Raw genomic sequence first — 16,348 nt, 5'->3', positions numbered from 1 at the left:
CGGAGCGGTTCGAGGCCGTCCATACCCTGCGATCCTCCCCCGCCAGGGGGAGGTGGCGCCGAAGGCGACGGAGGGGGAGGAACACGGAACAGAGGTTACCCCTTCCTCCCCCTCCGTCTGGCAAGAGCCAGCCACCTCCCCCTTGCGGGGGAGGATCGTAAGGTTTCAACTCAGAAGTTGAAGCGGAGGCCTGCCGAGTAGCGTGCATACCCCGGTTGCGCGAACGTCACGAAATTGTCCGAGCGGCGGTGGCCGCGGCGGCCTTGGCCGGTGAGGTTGATCGCTTCGGCGAACACCGCGAGCCCCTTGGTCATCTGGACGCTCGCGCTCGCATCGACCTGGCCATACGCCTCGACATAGGTCGGGTCGAACGCACCGCCGGCGTAGAACTCGCCGCGCCAGTTATACGCGACGCGCGCCTGGATGCCGTTCTTGTCGTAATAGCCGACCGCGTTGGCACTGTCGCTTAGCCCGGTCAGCGCGAACTGGCCGACATTGGGGTCGAGCGTGTTGTCGTATTTCGCGTCGCCGTTGACGATCGTGTAGTTCAGGATGACACCGAAGCCGGTTTCCCACAACCGGTGCTGGATCGCGAATTCCCAGCCGTTGATGTTGGCGGTCTGGTCGCTGTTGAACGGCTGGCTCAGCTGGAAGTTGAACAGATCGTCCTCGGGCAGGCCGAAGATGTTGCCGTTCAACAGGCCGGCATCGCTGGTGCCCGTGACCTGCGACGACGCGGGGAAGTTGCGCAGGATGTAATCGCGGACGCGCAGATTGTCCGTCGTCCCCAGCGCCGCGACCGCTTGGCGATAGCGCGGGCCCGAGCCTGGATTGCGCAGGTTGAACGCGGGCGTGTTGAGCTGCGTCGTGCCGATGAAGTTCTCGACGTCCTTGGTGAAGTATCCGACCGAGATGTAGCTTTCGGGGCCGTAATACCATTCCGCCGACAGATCGATGTTCTTCGATTTGAACGGGACCAGGTTCGGGTTGCCCTGGCTGCCCGTGCCGCCGCCGATCCGCGGGTTGGAGTCGATGTTCAGGCCGCCCTGGAGGCTGCCGTAATCCGCGCGCGTGATGGTGTGGCTGTACGAGGCGCGCAGCTTGACGTTGCGGACCGGTTCGATGTCGAAATCGACCGCGGGCAGCCAGTTGTGATACTTGCCCTTCAGCGACGTGAACGAGTTCGCGCCATAGGTGAGGGCGAATTCGTTCGCGCCGGTCCAGCGCGTCCCGTTCGGGATCGGCACCAGCGCCGACGAGTTCACCTGCGTCTCGTCGTAGCGGACGCCGCCGATGATGTGCGCGGGCCGGCCGAACACGTCGAACTTGCCGTTGAACTGGATGAACGGCGAGATCGTCTGCTCGCGAATTCGGCGATCGTTGGTGTAGTTGGCAAGGCAGGTGCCGGGCGCGGCGACGCCGGTCTGCGGCGCGCTGCAGATATTATACTGCGAGCGCAGCAATTCGGCCATCTGCTCGAAATTGAACGTGTAGATCGACTGCGGGATCGCCGGATTGCCAGAGCCCGAGACGCCCTTGAACTTGTCGGGGATGCTGGTGAGGTTGAAGAAATCGTCGGGCACCGCGGCCGCGCCGAACGAGGCGCCGCGCGGATCGATGCCGCCCCAGGTCTCGTTCTGGATGAAGCCGTAGGCCGAGCGGACCTTGTTGTCGACGTACGAGAAGCCCCAGTCGATGCTGTCGAGGAACTCGCCGTCGTGGTCGTAATGGCCCTTCAGCTGGAGCTGGTTGATCTCGTCCTTGAAATAGGCGTTGCGGAACGCGTTGCCGGTCGGCGTGATCAGCGCGGCGTTGAGCGGATCGATCCCCGGATACATCTGGTACGAGATGATCGGCAGGTCCTTCTCGAAATTCACGGTCTGCGACTGGACGCCGAAGATCGCGCCGCCGATCGACGTGCTGCTGCCGTAATCGTTGGTCGGCTTCGAGACCGCGGTCGAGTGATGCGCATCGAGCGACATCGTGACGTTGCCCGGCGCTTCCCAGGTGAGATTGCCGCCGATCGACTTGTTCTCGGATTTGTTCGCGGTCAGCGAGCTGCTGTACGACAGATCCTTGCCGGGCGCGAAATTCTCCGAATAGAAGAGCGGGCCGGCCGCGGGGCCGTCGGTCCACGCGCTGCGCGTGTCGCCGAAGTTGAACCAGATTCCGACGCTGCTGTCGCGGACCTCGACCTTGTTGCTCGAATAGGTGAAATCGAGCGTCGCGGTCAGCGTGTCGGTCGGCTTGGCCTGCAACACGAGCTGGCCGTTGATGCGCTCGCGATCGATGTCGATGACGTCGTAGGCGGCGCTCTGCGGGATCTCGTAGACGTCCGTCGGACCGGGGCGATTGGTGATGTTCGCGGCGCCGGGCGTGCCGGGCTGCGCGAGCGTGCCCCAGTTGTTCTCCGCACCGAGGAACCCGTCGCGGAAGCCGACGCTCGCCGAGTTGTTGCTCGCCTTGCGACGCTGGTACGCGCCGCTGAACAGCACGCCGATGCGGTCGTCGGCGAAGGTGGTGGACAGGATGCCCGACACTTCGGGGGTGATCTGGTCCTTGCCGTTGCGCGAGCTGTCGAGCACGCCCTTGGCGGCGATGCTGCCGCGCGTGCCCGGCTTGTCGAGCGGGCGCGGGGTGCGGATGTTGATGCTCGAACCGATGCCGCCCGACGGTATGGCGGCGCGACCGGTCTTGTAGACCTCGACCGCGGCGACGCCTTCGGAGGCGAGGTTGGCGAAGTCGAACGAGCGAGATGCGGGCGCGCTGGCGCCATCGCCGAGCGTCGAGGTCGGCATCTGGCGGCCGTTGAGCGTGACGAGGTTGTACTCGGGGCCGAAGCCACGGACGGTGACGGTCGAGCCTTCGCCGTTCGAGCGGTCGATCGACACGCCGGTGATGCGCTGGAGCGACTCCGCGAGGTTGGTGTCGGGGAACTTGCCGATGTCCTCGGACGAGATCGCGTCGACCACGCCCTGGCCGTTGCGCTTGATGTCGATCGCTTCACGCAACGATGCGCGGATGCCGGTGACGACAATATCGTCGGTGGTCGCGTTGGGGTCGGTCGGGGTGGCCTGTGGTGCGATGTCCGACGGCCCTGGATTGCCGACGGTTGCGGCCGCGTCCTGCGCCATGGCGATACCGGGTATGCCGACAAGAGCCAGCGCCGACGTGCCGATGATGAAACGCGAAAGCGAGCGAGCTGCGAAGCTACGCATGGTAATCCTCCCCTGTAGACGACGCTATGACCTGCGCCTGTCCCGTGAACGTTCACTTTCTCCCTGGACGGAACGGTGTCAAGCACGGTAGCGCTACCGTTGTGAACGTTCTCAAAATATGCTGTTGATAGTGGCTATGGCGCAACACGCCGCCGGACGACCGCCTTCGAGAGCGGTCGCCGCATCAGGAAAGGACGCAAGGATGTCGAACAGGTTTTACGGGATGCTGTTGGGGGCATCGCTGCTCGCACTCGCAGGGGCGGTCGATGCTCGGGATGCGGGCAAGCCCGGCACCACGATCGCCGCCAATGCCGATGCTCGCACGCGGGCCCAGGCTATCGTCTCGCGGATGACGCTCGACGAGAAGATCGCGCTGGCGCACGGGCTGTTCCCGCCGATGGCCGCCGGCAAGACCGCCAATGAACTGATCCCGTCGGCCGGGCATATCGACGGTATTCCGCGGCTTGGCATCCCGCTGGTGCGCGAGAGCGATGCGTCGCTCGGCGTTGCGAACCAGGTCGAACAGCGCAAGGGCGACGTCGCCACCGCGCTGCCGTCCAGCCTCGCGACCGCGGCGAGTTTCGACGTCGCGATCGCGCGCGCGGGCGGCGCGATGATCGGCGCGGAGGCGCGCGCCAAGCGGTTCAACGTGCTGCTGGCGGGCGGGGTAAATTTGACGCGTGACCCGTGGAACGGTCGCAATTTCGAGTATCTGGGCGAGGACCCGTTGCTGGCGGGGGAAATGGCTGGCGCGCATATCGCCGGGGTGCAGTCGAACCACATCGTGTCGACCGTGAAGCATCTTGCGCTCAACGCGCAGGAGACCGGGCGGATGGTAGTCGACGCGCGGATCGACGAGGCGAGCTTGCGGATGAGCGACCTGCTTGCCTTCCAGATCGCGATCGAAAAGGGGCGGCCGGGATCGGTGATGTGCGCCTATAACAAGATCAACGGCGACTGGGCGTGCGAGAACCGGCACCTGATGACCGACGTGCTGAAGCGCGACTGGGGCTATCGCGGCTGGGTGATGAGCGATTGGGGCGCGGTGCATTCTACCGCGAAGGCGGCGAATGCGGGGCTCGACCAGCAATCGGGGCAGGAGCTCGACAAGGCGATGTACTTCGCCGCGCCGCTGAAGGCTGCGGTCCAATCTGGCGCGGTACCGGTCGCGCGGCTCGACGACATGATCGCGCGCTATCTGACCGGGCTGATCGAGACCGGCGCGTACGACAACCCGGTCCCGGCCAGCGTGCAGACGCCGCCCTATGCCGCGCATGCCGAGGTCGCGCAGCGCGCCGCGGAGGCGGGCATCGTGCTGCTCAAGAACGATGGCGACCTGTTGCCGGTGGCGCGGACCGCCAAGCGCATCGTGCTGATCGGTGGGCGAGCGGACGTCGGCGTGCTGTCGGGCGGCGGATCGAGCCAGGTCCGCTCGGTCGGTGGCGCACCGATCGAGATCCCGCTGACCTCGGGCGCGGCGATGTCGTTCGCGCGCTACACCTATCACGCATCGTCGCCGCTGAAGGCGCTGCAAGCCGCGCTGCCCGGTGCGACCGTGACGTTCGTCGACGGGAAGGACGTCGCGGCAGCGGCCGCCGCGGCGCGGGCGGCGGACATCGCGATCGTGTTCGCGACGCAGTGGACGACCGAGGCGCAGGACGTTCCCGACTTGTCGCTTCCCGATAACCAGGATGCGCTGATCGCCGCGGTCGCAAAGGCGCAGCCGAGAACGGTCGCGGTGCTCGAAACCGGCGGGCCGGTGCTGATGCCGTGGATCGGATCGGTCCCGGCGGTGCTCCAGGCCTGGTATCCGGGCCAGCGTGGCGGCGAGGCGATCGCCGACATCCTGACGGGCAAGGTTTCTCCATCGGGTCGGCTGCCGATCACCTTCCCCGCCGCGGCATCGCAGGCGCCGCGCGCAGCACCGGTCGGGCTGGACCGGCTGACGTCGGTCGAGGCGCAGGCCGCTGCAAACCCCGCGAACGCATCGACCTTCCGGCTCGAGAGCTTTCCGGTCGACTATGTCGAAGGCGCGAACGTCGGCTATCGCTGGTACGAGAAGCAGCGCCAGCGTCCGCTCTTCGCGTTCGGGCACGGGCTGAGCTACACCAGTTTTACCTATCGCAACCCGGTAGTGACGGGTGGGCGATCGCTGAACGTCACGTTCGAGGTCACCAACACGGGCAAGCGGGCAGGGGCGGACGTTCCGCAGATGTACGTCGCGCGCGACGGTTCGGCCACGCCGATGCGGCTCGCGGGCTTTGCGCGTGTGACGCTGAAGCCGGGGGAGACGCGGCGAGTCACGCTGACCGCCGAACCGCGCATCGTCGCCGATTACGACACGACGCTGCCCGGCTGGCGGATTGCGGGGGGTGCCTACCGGGTGGCGCTCGCGCATGATGCGCAGGACCGGGCGCTGGTTGTTACGACCAGGCTCGATGCGGCGACGATGAAGCCGTAGTCTTTTTTCTGTCCGGGTCCGAAATCCTCCCCCGCCAGGGGGAGGTGGCTGGCGCTTGCCAGACGGAGGGGGCGGTACGCGATGAACTATCGTTCCCTGTCCTCCCCCTCCGTCGCTTTCAGCGCCACCTCCCCCTGGCGGGGGAGGATTGCAGAGATTGGCAACCGTCACCGTACGCTTGCCCTCGATGCGCATGTCTCCCCGCGAAGGCGGGGACCCAGCCTGGGCTCCTGCCTTTGCGGGAGAACAAGACGCGGGTGCGACCGAGACTGATCGAATGCCCGGCCGATCCGCCGATCGAACGGCCAAGCGGTTGCCTGTCCCGCCTCCCGCAGCTTAGGGATAGGGCATGGCGCGTCTTCCCGCTTCCCGCGTTTCCGCGCCTGGCGCCGATCGTCGTTCGACCCTGTTCCTGCTTGTCTTCGCGCTCGCCTATGTGGGTGGGGTCGTCGGCTATCTCCCGCTGTTGACGCTGTTGCTGCCGATCAAGGTCGACGCGGTCGTTACCGCGATCGGGGGGGCGGGGCGGCTGGACGTTCTCACCGTGATCGTCGTTACGGGTGCGCTGGCGGCTAGCGTGTCGAACATCGCGTTCGGGTGGTTGAGCGATCGATCGGTCGCGCGGGGCGGGGGGCGCCGGCGCTGGCTGGCCGGAGGCTTCGTCGCGACCGCGATCGCCTACGCCGCGATGGCCGTCGCGAGTACGCCGATTGCGCTGATCCTGGCAGTCGTCGCGTTCCAGGTGGCGGTGAACGCGGTGCTCGCGCCGCTGCTCGCGATCATGGCCGACGAAGTGCCTGATGCACAGAAAGGCGTGGCCGGCGGCCTGCTGGCGATGGCGAGTCCGGTGGCATCGGCCTTGGCGGCGCTGCTGGTGGCGACCGCGTCGCTGAGCGAAACGCTGCGGCTTGCGATCGTGCCGGTCGTGGTCGCGTGCTGCATCGTTCCGATGTTGCTGACACCGGCGCAACCGATCGCGCGGATCGGTCCGACATCGCCGATCGAGGCGGTGCTGCGCCGGGATCTGGCGCTCGCGTGGAGCGCACGGCTGTTCGTGCAGGTCGCCGGTAGTGCGCTGTTCGTCTATCTCTTCTACTATCTCGAAAGCATCGCGCCGTCGGTGGCACCGGGCAGAATTGCGGCGCGGATGGGGATGGTGATGATCGTCGCGTACACCGTGCCGCTGCCGATCGCGGTGCTGATCGGACGGCTGGCGGATCGTTCCGGGCGGACCAAGCCGTTCCTGTTCGCCGCCACCATCGTTGCCGCGTCCGGACTGTGCGGCATGGCGTTCGCCAACGACTTTACGAGCGGCGCGGTCGCGTTCTGCGTCTATACCGCGGGGGCGTCGGTGTTCCTCGCGCTGCACGCGTCGTTCGCCATGCAGCTGCTGCCGAACCCACTGCACCGCGGCCGTGACCTGGGACTGCTCAACCTGACCAACACGCTGCCGGGGCTGCTCGGGCCGACGCTGACCTGGGCGCTCGCGACGCCGACCGATTTCGATGCGGTGATGCTGGTGCTCGCGGCGCTGACGCTGTGCGGCGGCGGGATCATCCTCGCCGCGCGCGGTCGACGCTAGCGGCGCCAGTAACGGACGTAATCGACCGCCATGCGCTGCGGAAAGGCGGCGTCGTCGATCCCCTTCTGGCCACCCCAGTCGCCGCCGACCGCGAGGTTGAGGATCAGCTCGTACGGACGCGTGAACGGCCAAGCCGCCTTGCCGCCGGGCTGATCGTTGGCGACGCGCATGACCGCGCGGCCATCGACGCCGATCGTGATCGCATCCGCCCGCCAGTCGAGTTGATAGCGGTGATAGGTGCTGCACGCGGTGGCGACGTGCGTCTGGGCGCCGCGCTGCGTGCCCTTGACGTGGTTGAAGGCGCCGCTGTGCAGCGTCGCGTGGATCGTGCCGGCGTCCCAGCCGACCATCTCCATGATGTCGATCTCGCCCTCGTCCGGCCATGTGCCGCCGGACGGAAGCAACCAGATCGCCGGCCAGCTGCCGCGTCCGCAGGGCAGCTTCGCGCGGACTTCGTAGAAGCCGTAGCCGCGCGGTTGGCGCGAGACGAGCTTGGCGGAGGTATAGGCCTGGCCGCCCCAATCAGCGAACTTCGACTTGTCCAGCGCCTCGCGCCGCGCCTCGATTACCAGTGCGCCGTCCTCGATCCGTGCGTTCTCGGCGCGGTCCTTGGCGTAATATTGGCGTTCGTGATTGTACCAGCCCTCGGCGTTGCGCGACGTGTCGAAGCGCCATTTGCTCTGGTCGATCGCCTTGCCGTCGAATTCGTCGGCAAAGCTCGGCTTGCCCTTGGGCGCGGGCATCGGCGCGGTGGCGCCATAGTTGGTCGCACCCAGCGTGGCGGCTTGCGCGGCGAGTATCAGCAGGATCATGCGGTGGTCCTCGTGTTCATGGATATCGGACCAGCGTCTGGCGGACGGCGCCGCAATGCGCGCGCTCCTGGTCGCGGAGAATGGCGTCCACGCGCGCCTGCACGGTGGCGGCGGGCATATTCGGATCGACGATGATGACGTTGGAGCCGAAATCCGGGATGGCTTCGGGTTCGGCTGCTGCGGCCGTCGGGAACGCTCCGACGAGCCCGGTTCCGCCGACGCCTTCGAGAAACGCCTGGCGCGTGTGGTTCAAGGCTGGCCTCCCCGATATCCGCTCCGGAACCATCGCCGCGTGGTGCGGCGCGGTCCGGTAGCGCGACTAGATTAGGCCAAGCGAACCCCTGGCTCAACCGCCCTCATTCGATCGCGAGGAACGCAGTGACCGTCAGCCGCCCTGCCGCGGGATCGGCGGAGAGTGGCGCACCGCGTGCGATCGCGCCGCTGTGCAGGACGTAGCTTCGATACAGCAAAGCGCGATTATAGGCCGCATCGACCAGCGCCGTGCGTTCGAACAGCGCCGTATCGCCGGCGATATACCCGTCGGGCGGCGTCGCTTCGACTTCGTGGCCGAGGGATTCGAAAAATGCGGGCGCGCGCGTCTCGTCGATCGTCTCGAACCCGGTCTTGCGATGTCGAAAAAACGCGGTGCCGTCACGTATCGTCGGCGAGAGGTAATGGATCAGCGCGATCCGGTCGCGCCCGTACGCGTCGACATGCGGCAGACGTTGCCGAATATCGAGCGCTTCGGGCGTGATCGTCACCATCGAGAATTGCGCATCGACGACGCGGATGCGGCGGCACGGTCCGAACTCCCGTCCCAGCGCGCGTGCGACCACGGGAAGCTGATCGCGCAGATACGTATCGGGAAGGGCCGCGCGGATGCCGGGATAATGCTGCCCCGCGGAAACGAACGCGGCCTCCGCCGCCGCTGCGCGCAACCCGTCGGGATCGCCGGCGAAGCCGTCGATGATGACGAGTGGCTCCGCCTCGGCCCCGATACGTCGTCTGGTGATATTGTGCGTCGTCATGACCGCTCGTCGTCCATTGCCGGTTGCTGCCACAGCGCCAATGTAAACGCATCCGATGATCGTAGTGATTTTGGTGGACTGCAACGCGGCACGCGGGTCGGGTTTACGTGAAGCTCGGCACGTGGGGAGACCCCGCCGACAAATCGTTGCGCGATGAAATCGAAGTCCTCGGCTCGCTCAGCGCGACATATGACGCCACAGCCGGTTGGCACTGGGTGTTATAAAGCGCTCGACCTAGCCGGACGGTCACTCCTCCCTTGCACGATCGTACGCCCGCGAAGCCTCCTCGATGGCACCGCCATGGTTCAGCGCCCAGGCGTAGAGTGCTTCGAATGGTTGTCGTAGCGAGTGGCCGAGCGGCGTGATCGCATACTCGACGCCGATAGGGCTCGTCGGCAAGACGGTGCGCGTGACCAGGCCGTTGCGTTCCAGCCGCTTGAGCGAGTTGGCGAGCGCCTTGTGCGTGATGCAATCCAGGCGGCGCTTGATCTCGTTGAATCGCGCTGGCTTCGGACAGATCACGGTCAGAATCATGACCGTCCACTTGTCCGCGATCTTGTCGAGCACCGGACGCACCTGTGCTGACTCGGATACCGTCCGCTGCGCGGTCGCGCCAAGGTCGGTATCGGCGATGATATCTAGGCTATTCATGGTGCGTTATTGATAGCAGATATAATCAGTATATCTAGCCTGCCATCACGGATGAAGGATTCCACGATGGTATCGATGACGAACAAGGTGGCGCTGGTCGTAGGCGGGGCGAAGGGGATCGGGCTGGCAATCGGTCAACGGCTGGCCGCGGACGGCGCGACGTTGGTCTTCACCGGGCGCGACGCTGACGAGGTCGCGGCGTCGGCGCGCGCGATCGGCAACGGTGCGGTCGGACTTGTCGCGGACGCGGGCATTCCCGCGGATATGGCCCGCGCGGTGGCGACGGTTCGCGACACGCATGGCCGCATCGACGCGCTGGTGCTGAACGCCGGAATTTCGGAAGCTGCGTCGCTGGCCGACGAAACGCTCGACCATTTCGATCGGCATTTCTCGGTCAACGTCCGCGGCCCGGTGTTCGCCCTGCAAACAGCCGTGCGCGCGATGGGCGAGGGAGGCGCGGTGGTGCTGATCGGGTCGATCGCCGATGCGATCGGCGTGCCGACCCGCGGTGCCTATTCGGCGACCAAGGCTGCGCTGCGATCCTATGCCCGGACTTGGACGGCGGAACTGGCACCGCGCGGTATCCGCGTGAACGTGGTCAGTCCAGGACCGACCGATACGGCAATGATGGCGGCCGTGTCGGATGCCGAGCGCGCGGCGCTGACCGCGCCGATCCCGCTCGGCCGCATGGGGCGACCGGACGAGGTGGCCGCGGCTGTCGTCTTCCTGCTGAGCGATGATGCGAGTTACATCGCCGGTGCCGAATTGTGCGTCGATGGCGGGATGACGCAGGTCTGAGCCTGGGCATGCCTGCCGGGACGGTTCCGCTTAGCCACGGTCGCAAATTGAATGTCCGTCGGAAATCGGGAAGCCTGATTCTGCTCCGGGATGGCGAGTTTGGATCGGTGGACGCGGCGAGATCGTTCGATGTGGCGCCGCCATTGCCGTTCACAGGACCGGCTACCGCAAGCCCATGAGCTTGAGAGCGCGGACCACTGTACTGTGAGAGACAGGCCCGCCGCGCGCGGCCGACAGACGTCGTGCCGCGCATAATGTCACCAAGTTGCTTACGTGGGGCATTGCGTCGATGTCACCGGTGCGTCGACGATGGTCGCGGATCGCCTCTTCGATACAGCGGATCATCGGTTCGGCCCGCGTGTAAGCCAGGGCTCGTCGCGCACCGTGGCGAAGCGCAATATTGTCGATTCCGGCCATCATCGCCCGCGGGTACTACCACGGAATCGTGTTGGCATTCATCATCGGCAAGAGCTTTTTATGGCTGGCGATTGAAAACTTCCCACCGCTGCGGGGCTCCTATTAAAGGCGCGGCGTGCGCGCTCTATGCGGGTGCTCTACACTCAGGGGAAGCCGGTCAGACTTCATTTGGGTGGGGACGACGCGGGCTTCAAAATCAGACCTTGCGCCAATTTTTCCAGCAGCATCGTCAAATCGTCGAATTCTTCGCGACTCCAATCTTCGAACAACGTCAGAGCCATTGTCTCCCGCGCGCGGTCCACTGCATCCGTCGCAATTTTTCCCTGCGGGGTGATCCGCGCTTCTCTGACACGGCGGTCGGTCGCGCCAGGGTGTCTCGTGACGAGGCCTAATTCCTCCAATCGGGCGATCTGGCGACTGACTGTGGTGTAGTCACGCCCGACCCTGCTCGCGAGATCGACGACGCCGATTGGTCCCAGGCGCTCGACCATCACGATCAGCGGGAACAATGCGCGCTCGAGGCTGAGCCCTGCCGCGTCGAGCATAGCCGCATCCTGCTCCGGCCGATTGATGACGCTGACGATCTCCATCAACGCACGATGCAACGACGGCAGATTTTCCCGAATATGTGCATTATGCACTTTGTTTGTTGACACGACCTGCTTCTCCAGAGATGTATGCAAAATACACATAGGAGTCCGATGATGCAATCCGATCTGAACGTAGATGTCCTGATCGTGGGGGCGGGGGCTGCTGGCCTGACGCTCGCGGTTGATCTCGCGCGCCGCGGCGTGACGTTCCGTTTGATCGACGGGCTCGACGGACCGTTCCAAGGCTCGCGGGGCAAGGGGATTCAACCGCGTACGCTGGAGGTTTTCGAAGACCTGGGTCTCGTCGACCGGATCGCCGCGGCTGGTAGCCTCTATCCGCCGCAGCGCGTCTACGGGATCGACGGAGGCTTCGAGGATACGCAAGAGTTCAGCATCGCAGCGAGCACCGATGGCGAGCCCTATCGGATGCCCCTGCTCGTTCCACAATTTCGTACGGAGGCCGTGCTACGAGATCGGATCGTCGAGCTAGGCGGCCGGGTCGAGTATGGCGTGGAACTGGTCAGCTTTGTCGACGACGGAGACGCGGCCGTGGCCAGCATCGCTGGCACGGATGGTATCCAGACGATCCGGTGTCGGTATCTTATCGGCGCGGATGGTGGTCGCTCGTTTGTCCGCCGGGCATTGTCCGTCGAGTTTCCGGGAAAGACGCTCGGTGTCCGTGCCATCGTCGCCGATATCGAGATCGACGGCCTCGGCCGCGACGTGTGGCATCGTTTCAATGGAGGCGACATGGCGCGTCAGATATCGTTCTGCCCCTTGCCGCATGGTGACATATTCCAATTGCAGGCACCGATCGCGCTCGATGGTGAGGCCGACCTATCCGTTGCGGGCTTGCAGGCGTTTATCGACGAGCGCCTATCCATGGCAGTCATCCGCGTCCGCGCGGTTCACTGGGCATCGGCCTATGCGATGAACGCGCGGCTCGCCGAACACTACCGGGTCGGTAACGTCTTCCTGATCGGTGATGCCGCGCATATCCATCCGCCGACGGGAGGACAGGGCCTCAACACGAGCGTGCAGGATGCCTATAATCTCGGGTGGAAGCTGGCAGCGGTGCTGGCCGGCGCCCCGCCGGTGCTGCTCGATACGTACGAGGAGGAGCGTCGACCTGTCGCCGCCGGGATGCTGGGGCTAGCGGCAGGGCTGCTCGACAAGGCCAGACACGGCGGCATGCGCCGCGGCCGGGAGGTGCACCAGCTCGATCTCAAGTATCGCGGCTCGTCGCTCGCATTCGGAATGTCCGAGCGCTCGAACGGTATCCAGCCGGGCGACCGTATGCCCGACTCCGTGCTGCGGGGCGCCGCCGGGCAGCCTCGCCGCCTGTACGATCTGCTAGCTGGTCCGCACTGGACGTTGCTGGTCGCGGGCGATGCCGGCGATGCGGACGTGCCGGCGCGTGCCGGGGTAAACGTCGTGACGATCGACGGCGATGGCAGCTTCGCGATGACAACGGCCAACTGGGCTTGGCGAAAGGCGAACGGCGTCTCGTTCGTCCGGACGGCTATGTCGGGGCATGCTTCGGACCGGGCGAGACGCACGCGATGACCGACTATCTATCGCACGTCCTGCCGCCTTATCGATCGTGAGAGGGTGGGTGGCATGCCGAAGCCAAGCTGTTTCCCGTGCTGAAAACAGCCGTACCCAGCCTTGCCAGCAGAGTTGGCGTCATTGTCGCCGTGAGACAATCGAGCCTCATTCACCGCTGCGTGCTTGGAAACCCAACTATGGTGACCCCTACGGGAATCGAACCCGTGCTTCAGCCGTGAAAGGGCCGCGTCCTAACCGCTAGACGAAGGGGCCTGCGTGGTGGAGGCCGACTAAGGGGAAGGGGGCGGGGCGTCAAGCGTTTCGATACAAGAATTTAGTCCGCCCATGCCGCGTCCTCGACATGGAGTTCGGCCGAGGGCCGCGAGGACCAGTCGTCGATCTTCGCGCGGCCGGCGAGCCAGAGCTTGCGGTGGGGGGCGGCGCCGAGCAGCGCCTGGCCGAGGGCGCTCTCGGCCGAGCGGAAGGCCATCGCCTTGATGCTGCGGCCGTCGTCGCCGGCGACGATCGTGCGGACGTGGCCGTTGCCGACGATATCCGCCTTGATGACGCGGACCGGGCCCATCGCGACGCGCGGTGCTGGCCAGCCCATGCCGTAGGGGCCGCCGGCTTCCATCGATTCGACGAGGCCGGGGTTGACGCCGCCGGCTGCCAGCACTGCGTCCAGCAGGAGCGCTCGGTCGCCGTTCGAGCGTTCGACAGCGGCGGCAAGGCGCTCTTCGAGGAAGTCGGTGAAGGCGGGGATCGCGGCCTCGCTGATCGTCAGGCCGGCGGCCATCGCGTGGCCTCCGCCCGCCACCAGCAGTCCGTGTTCGCGGGCTGCCATCACAGCCGCACCGAGGTCGACGCCGGGGATCGAGCGGCCGGAGCCCTTGCCGATGCCGTTCTCGTCGATCGCGATGACGATCGCGGGGCGGCCTAGCTTCTCCTTGAGGCGGCCGGCGACGATGCCGATCACGCCGGGGTGCCAGCCGTGGCCGGCGACGACGGCGACCGCTCGGTCGCGGCTGGAGAGGAGGTCGGCGGCTTCTTGTACGGCGGTTTCGATCGCGCGGCGTTCTTCGTTAAGGCGGTCGAGTTCGGTGGCGATCTGGCGCGCTTCATCGGGGTCCTGCGTGGTCAGCAGGCGGACGCCGAGGTCCGCGCGACCGACCCGGCCGCCGGCGTTGATGCGCGGGCCGAGCGCGAAGCCCAGGTCGGTGCAGGTCGGGTTGCGGGTCAGGCGCGAGGCCTCGATCAGCGCGGCGACGCCGATGTTCTTGCGTGCGCCCATCACCTTGAGGCCTTGCGACACGAACGCGCGGTTGAGGCCGCGGAGCTGTGCGACGTCGGCAACCGTGCCGAGCGCGACGATGTCGAGCAGGTCGATCAGCTTGGGTTCGGCGCGGTCCTTGAAGAAGCCGCGCGCGCGGAGCGTGCGGACGAGCGCGGCGGCGGCGAGGAAGCACATGCCGACCGCGGCGAGATGGCCGTGCGCGGCGCCTTCGGTCTCGTCGAGGCGGTTGGGGTTTACCAGCGCGAGCGCGTGCGGGAGCGCGGTCGAGCATTTGTGGTGGTCGATGACGATCACGTCGACCTTCGCGTCGCGGGCGGCGTCGAGCGCGTCGAACGCCTGCGCGCCGCAATCGACCGTGACGATCAGCGTGGCGCCTTCGCCGGCGAGGCGGACGAGCGCTTCGCCCGAGGGGCCGTAGCCTTCGAGCAGACGGTCGGGGATGTAGGGGCGGGCTTCGATGCCGAGATCGCGCAGCACGAGCACCATCAGCGCGGCGGAGGTGGCGCCGTCGACGTCGTAGTCGCCGAAGATCGCGACCTGTTCGTGCGCCTGCACGGCGTCGGCGAGGCGCTCGGCGGCGCGGTCCATGTCGCGGAAGATCGACGGGTCGGGCATAAACGCGCGGATCGACGGCGTGCGGTGCGCGTCGAGCGCCTCGCGGGGGCAGCCGCGCGCGAGCAGGAGTTGGGTGACGAGGTCGTCGCCGGTAAAGCCGTCCCGGCCGTCAGCCGCTAGGGCTCGCCAACGCCAGGGCTGGCCGAGGATCGAGGAGGTTACGCCGAGAACTGTCATGCCTTGGGACGTAGTGGCTGTGGGGGGATTGTCGAGCGGGGAGGGGGCGCGTTGTTAGGCGATCTTGCCACCGCATGCACCCATTGCGTCATGTTCTCCCGCGAAGGCGGGAGCCCAGTCTGGGTCCCCGCCTTCGCGGGGAAACAATGAGGGAGGGACGCCCCCTCCCCCGTTCGTGCTGAGTAGCGACCGAGTAGCTTTGTAGAAGCGTATCGAGGGCGCGTATCGAAGCATCGGTTCCGTGCCACCCACCTGTCCTTCGATACGCCGTCTCGATACGCTGCGGACGCAGCTACTCGACGGCTACTCAGGACGAACGGGGAGGGGGGCGAGATAGGGAATCCGCGCCGGGCGGATCCGCAACAGGGGAGGGGCGAGCGATGTTGGAGTCGGTTTGCGCCTCTCACTTGATCCACGGACGCTCGCGAAACCACTTCGTCACGATATACTTCACGCCCTCGACCACCGGCATGCCCTCGTGCAGCGTCAGCCCGTTGGGTGTCCCATCGGGGTTCATGTTGTTCCACGCCAGCAGCATGCCGCGCTTCGGCGCGATCTTCACGCCGGCCTGCGGGAACCAGGTCGCGCCGCCTTCGGGGACGTCGTTGAGGAACACCATCGCGGTCCAGGTGCGCTGGCCGCCTTGCTCCTGCATCTTCGCCCAATAGCTTTCGGACTCGTGGAAATAATCATGGTGCGCGCGGAATTGCTGGCCGGGGGCATAGCGCTGGCCCTGCATCGTCTCGCCGTGGAGCAGGTCTATCCCGAGCAAGGTCGCGATCGCCTCGTCGGTCGGCTGCACGTCCGGCGACCAGCGATCCATGTCACAGCTCTCGCTGGTCCGGAAGTTGCTGTTCGGGCGATCGGACAGCAGCGTCGACGGCCGTCGCTTCGAATCGATCACCGCGATCAGCCGCTTGCACGTCGCGGGATCGAGGAACTTGTCCTGGTAATAGAACTGCACCGTATCCATCGCGATGCGCTGCACCGCCGGATTGGCGTCGAGGCGCGCGGCGACCTGAGATCCGAAGGCTTGGCGGAGTGCCGCGGCCGGATCGACCTTCTTGGCTTTTGAAAAGATACCCACGCCGCAGGATTTGGCGAACTCGCCCCGAAAGGCAAGAGGGGTAAACGCAAGAGCCCCGCGGCGATCAGGA

At 66.2% G+C, this 16,348-nt stretch carries 12 protein-coding genes and 1 tRNA gene; 4 read left to right on the top strand and 9 right to left on the bottom strand.

What is annotated here, in order from left to right:
* Positions 1 to 170 precede the first annotated feature (170 nt).
* The gene (locus IFR23_RS04590; RefSeq protein WP_192974875.1) at positions 171 to 3,218 is read right to left on the bottom strand and encodes a TonB-dependent receptor; all 3,048 of its coding nucleotides are present in this window, start codon (positions 3,216 to 3,218) and stop codon (positions 171 to 173) included.
* Positions 3,219 to 3,420: 202 nt separating this feature from the next.
* Between IFR23_RS04590 and IFR23_RS04585 the strand changes: the two genes are divergently transcribed.
* Positions 3,421 to 5,679 (top strand): beta-glucosidase, encoded by a 2,259-nt coding sequence (locus IFR23_RS04585; RefSeq protein WP_192974874.1) that lies wholly within the window; start codon positions 3,421 to 3,423, stop codon positions 5,677 to 5,679.
* 349 nt (positions 5,680 to 6,028) lie between these two features.
* Positions 6,029 to 7,261, top strand: coding sequence for an MFS transporter (locus IFR23_RS04580; protein ID WP_192974873.1), 1,233 nt, complete (start codon positions 6,029 to 6,031; stop codon positions 7,259 to 7,261).
* On the opposite strand, the gene IFR23_RS04575 is transcribed toward IFR23_RS04580, so the two are convergent.
* The 4 genes from IFR23_RS04575 to IFR23_RS04560 all read right to left on the bottom strand — a co-directional run bounded on the left by IFR23_RS04575 (position 7,258) and on the right by IFR23_RS04560 (position 9,752).
* Entirely contained in the window at positions 7,258 to 8,073 is an 816-nt protein-coding gene (locus IFR23_RS04575; RefSeq protein WP_192974872.1) for a glycoside hydrolase family 16 protein, read from the bottom strand. The two genes, IFR23_RS04580 and IFR23_RS04575, sit on opposite strands and share 4 nt — an antisense overlap.
* Positions 8,074 to 8,089: 16 nt before the next feature.
* Entirely contained in the window at positions 8,090 to 8,326 is a 237-nt protein-coding gene (locus IFR23_RS04570) for a hypothetical protein (RefSeq protein ID WP_192974871.1), read from the bottom strand.
* A gap of 103 nt (positions 8,327 to 8,429) precedes the next feature.
* On the bottom strand, positions 8,430 to 9,101 hold the full coding sequence (locus tag IFR23_RS04565; RefSeq protein ID WP_192974870.1) for a DUF6445 family protein: 672 nt from the start codon (positions 9,099 to 9,101) through the stop codon (positions 8,430 to 8,432).
* Between the two features lie 246 nt (positions 9,102 to 9,347).
* Complete coding sequence (locus IFR23_RS04560) at positions 9,348 to 9,752, bottom strand: winged helix-turn-helix transcriptional regulator (protein ID WP_192974869.1); 405 nt, start codon at positions 9,750 to 9,752, stop codon at positions 9,348 to 9,350.
* A 66-nt stretch (positions 9,753 to 9,818) separates the two neighbouring features.
* Here IFR23_RS04560 and IFR23_RS04555 point away from each other — a divergent pair, with 66 nt between their 5' ends.
* Complete coding sequence (locus IFR23_RS04555; RefSeq protein WP_192974868.1) at positions 9,819 to 10,550, top strand: SDR family NAD(P)-dependent oxidoreductase; 732 nt, start codon at positions 9,819 to 9,821, stop codon at positions 10,548 to 10,550.
* 581 nt (positions 10,551 to 11,131) lie between these two features.
* Here the strand turns inward: IFR23_RS04555 and IFR23_RS04550 are convergent.
* On the bottom strand, positions 11,132 to 11,557 hold the full coding sequence (locus IFR23_RS04550) for a MarR family winged helix-turn-helix transcriptional regulator (protein WP_244655443.1): 426 nt from the start codon (positions 11,555 to 11,557) through the stop codon (positions 11,132 to 11,134).
* A gap of 114 nt (positions 11,558 to 11,671) precedes the next feature.
* Between IFR23_RS04550 and IFR23_RS04545 the strand changes: the two genes are divergently transcribed.
* The gene (locus IFR23_RS04545) at positions 11,672 to 13,123 is read left to right on the top strand and encodes an FAD-dependent oxidoreductase (RefSeq protein ID WP_197978279.1); all 1,452 of its coding nucleotides are present in this window, start codon (positions 11,672 to 11,674) and stop codon (positions 13,121 to 13,123) included.
* 180 nt (positions 13,124 to 13,303) lie between these two features.
* Here the strand turns inward: IFR23_RS04545 and IFR23_RS04540 are convergent.
* The 3 genes from IFR23_RS04540 to IFR23_RS04530 form a co-directional block, all read right to left on the bottom strand.
* Positions 13,304 to 13,378 (bottom strand) — tRNA-Glu (locus tag IFR23_RS04540).
* Positions 13,379 to 13,439: 61 nt separating this feature from the next.
* Positions 13,440 to 15,191 carry a single-stranded-DNA-specific exonuclease RecJ gene (gene recJ / locus IFR23_RS04535; RefSeq protein ID WP_192974866.1) on the bottom strand — a complete coding sequence of 584 codons (1,752 nt, stop codon included), beginning with the start codon at positions 15,189 to 15,191 and terminating at the stop codon, positions 13,440 to 13,442.
* A 403-nt stretch (positions 15,192 to 15,594) separates the two neighbouring features.
* Positions 15,595 to 16,278 (bottom strand): prolyl hydroxylase family protein, encoded by a 684-nt coding sequence (locus IFR23_RS04530; RefSeq protein WP_107962670.1) that lies wholly within the window; start codon positions 16,276 to 16,278, stop codon positions 15,595 to 15,597.
* Between the last annotated feature and the right edge of the window lie 70 nt (positions 16,279 to 16,348).

The sequence above is a fragment of the Sphingomonas sp. CFBP 13603 genome (genome assembly GCF_014892665.1).
In the GTDB taxonomy this organism is placed as follows: domain Bacteria; phylum Pseudomonadota; class Alphaproteobacteria; order Sphingomonadales; family Sphingomonadaceae; genus Sphingomonas.
Note: the sequence above shows the minus strand (reverse complement) of the source record. Positions and strands in the feature narration are given on the sequence as shown.

What these genes read in the sequence shown, in the direction of transcription:
- IFR23_RS04590 (WP_192974875.1), bottom strand. Translation starts at nt 3,218, where the DNA reads ATGCGTAGCTTCGCAGCTCGCTCGCTTTCGCGTTTCATCATCGGCACG.
- IFR23_RS04585 (WP_192974874.1), top strand. Translation starts at nt 3,421, where the DNA reads ATGTCGAACAGGTTTTACGGGATGCTGTTGGGGGCATCGCTGCTCGCA.
- IFR23_RS04580 (WP_192974873.1), top strand. Translation starts at nt 6,029, where the DNA reads ATGGCGCGTCTTCCCGCTTCCCGCGTTTCCGCGCCTGGCGCCGATCGT.
- IFR23_RS04575 (WP_192974872.1), bottom strand. Translation starts at nt 8,073, where the DNA reads ATGATCCTGCTGATACTCGCCGCGCAAGCCGCCACGCTGGGTGCGACC.
- IFR23_RS04565 (WP_192974870.1), bottom strand. Translation starts at nt 9,101, where the DNA reads ATGACGACGCACAATATCACCAGACGACGTATCGGGGCCGAGGCGGAG.
- IFR23_RS04560 (WP_192974869.1), bottom strand. Translation starts at nt 9,752, where the DNA reads ATGAATAGCCTAGATATCATCGCCGATACCGACCTTGGCGCGACCGCG.
- IFR23_RS04555 (WP_192974868.1), top strand. Translation starts at nt 9,819, where the DNA reads ATGGTATCGATGACGAACAAGGTGGCGCTGGTCGTAGGCGGGGCGAAG.
- IFR23_RS04550 (WP_244655443.1), bottom strand. Translation starts at nt 11,557, where the DNA reads ATGGAGATCGTCAGCGTCATCAATCGGCCGGAGCAGGATGCGGCTATG.
- IFR23_RS04545 (WP_197978279.1), top strand. Translation starts at nt 11,672, where the DNA reads ATGCAATCCGATCTGAACGTAGATGTCCTGATCGTGGGGGCGGGGGCT.
- recJ (WP_192974866.1), bottom strand. Translation starts at nt 15,191, where the DNA reads ATGACAGTTCTCGGCGTAACCTCCTCGATCCTCGGCCAGCCCTGGCGT.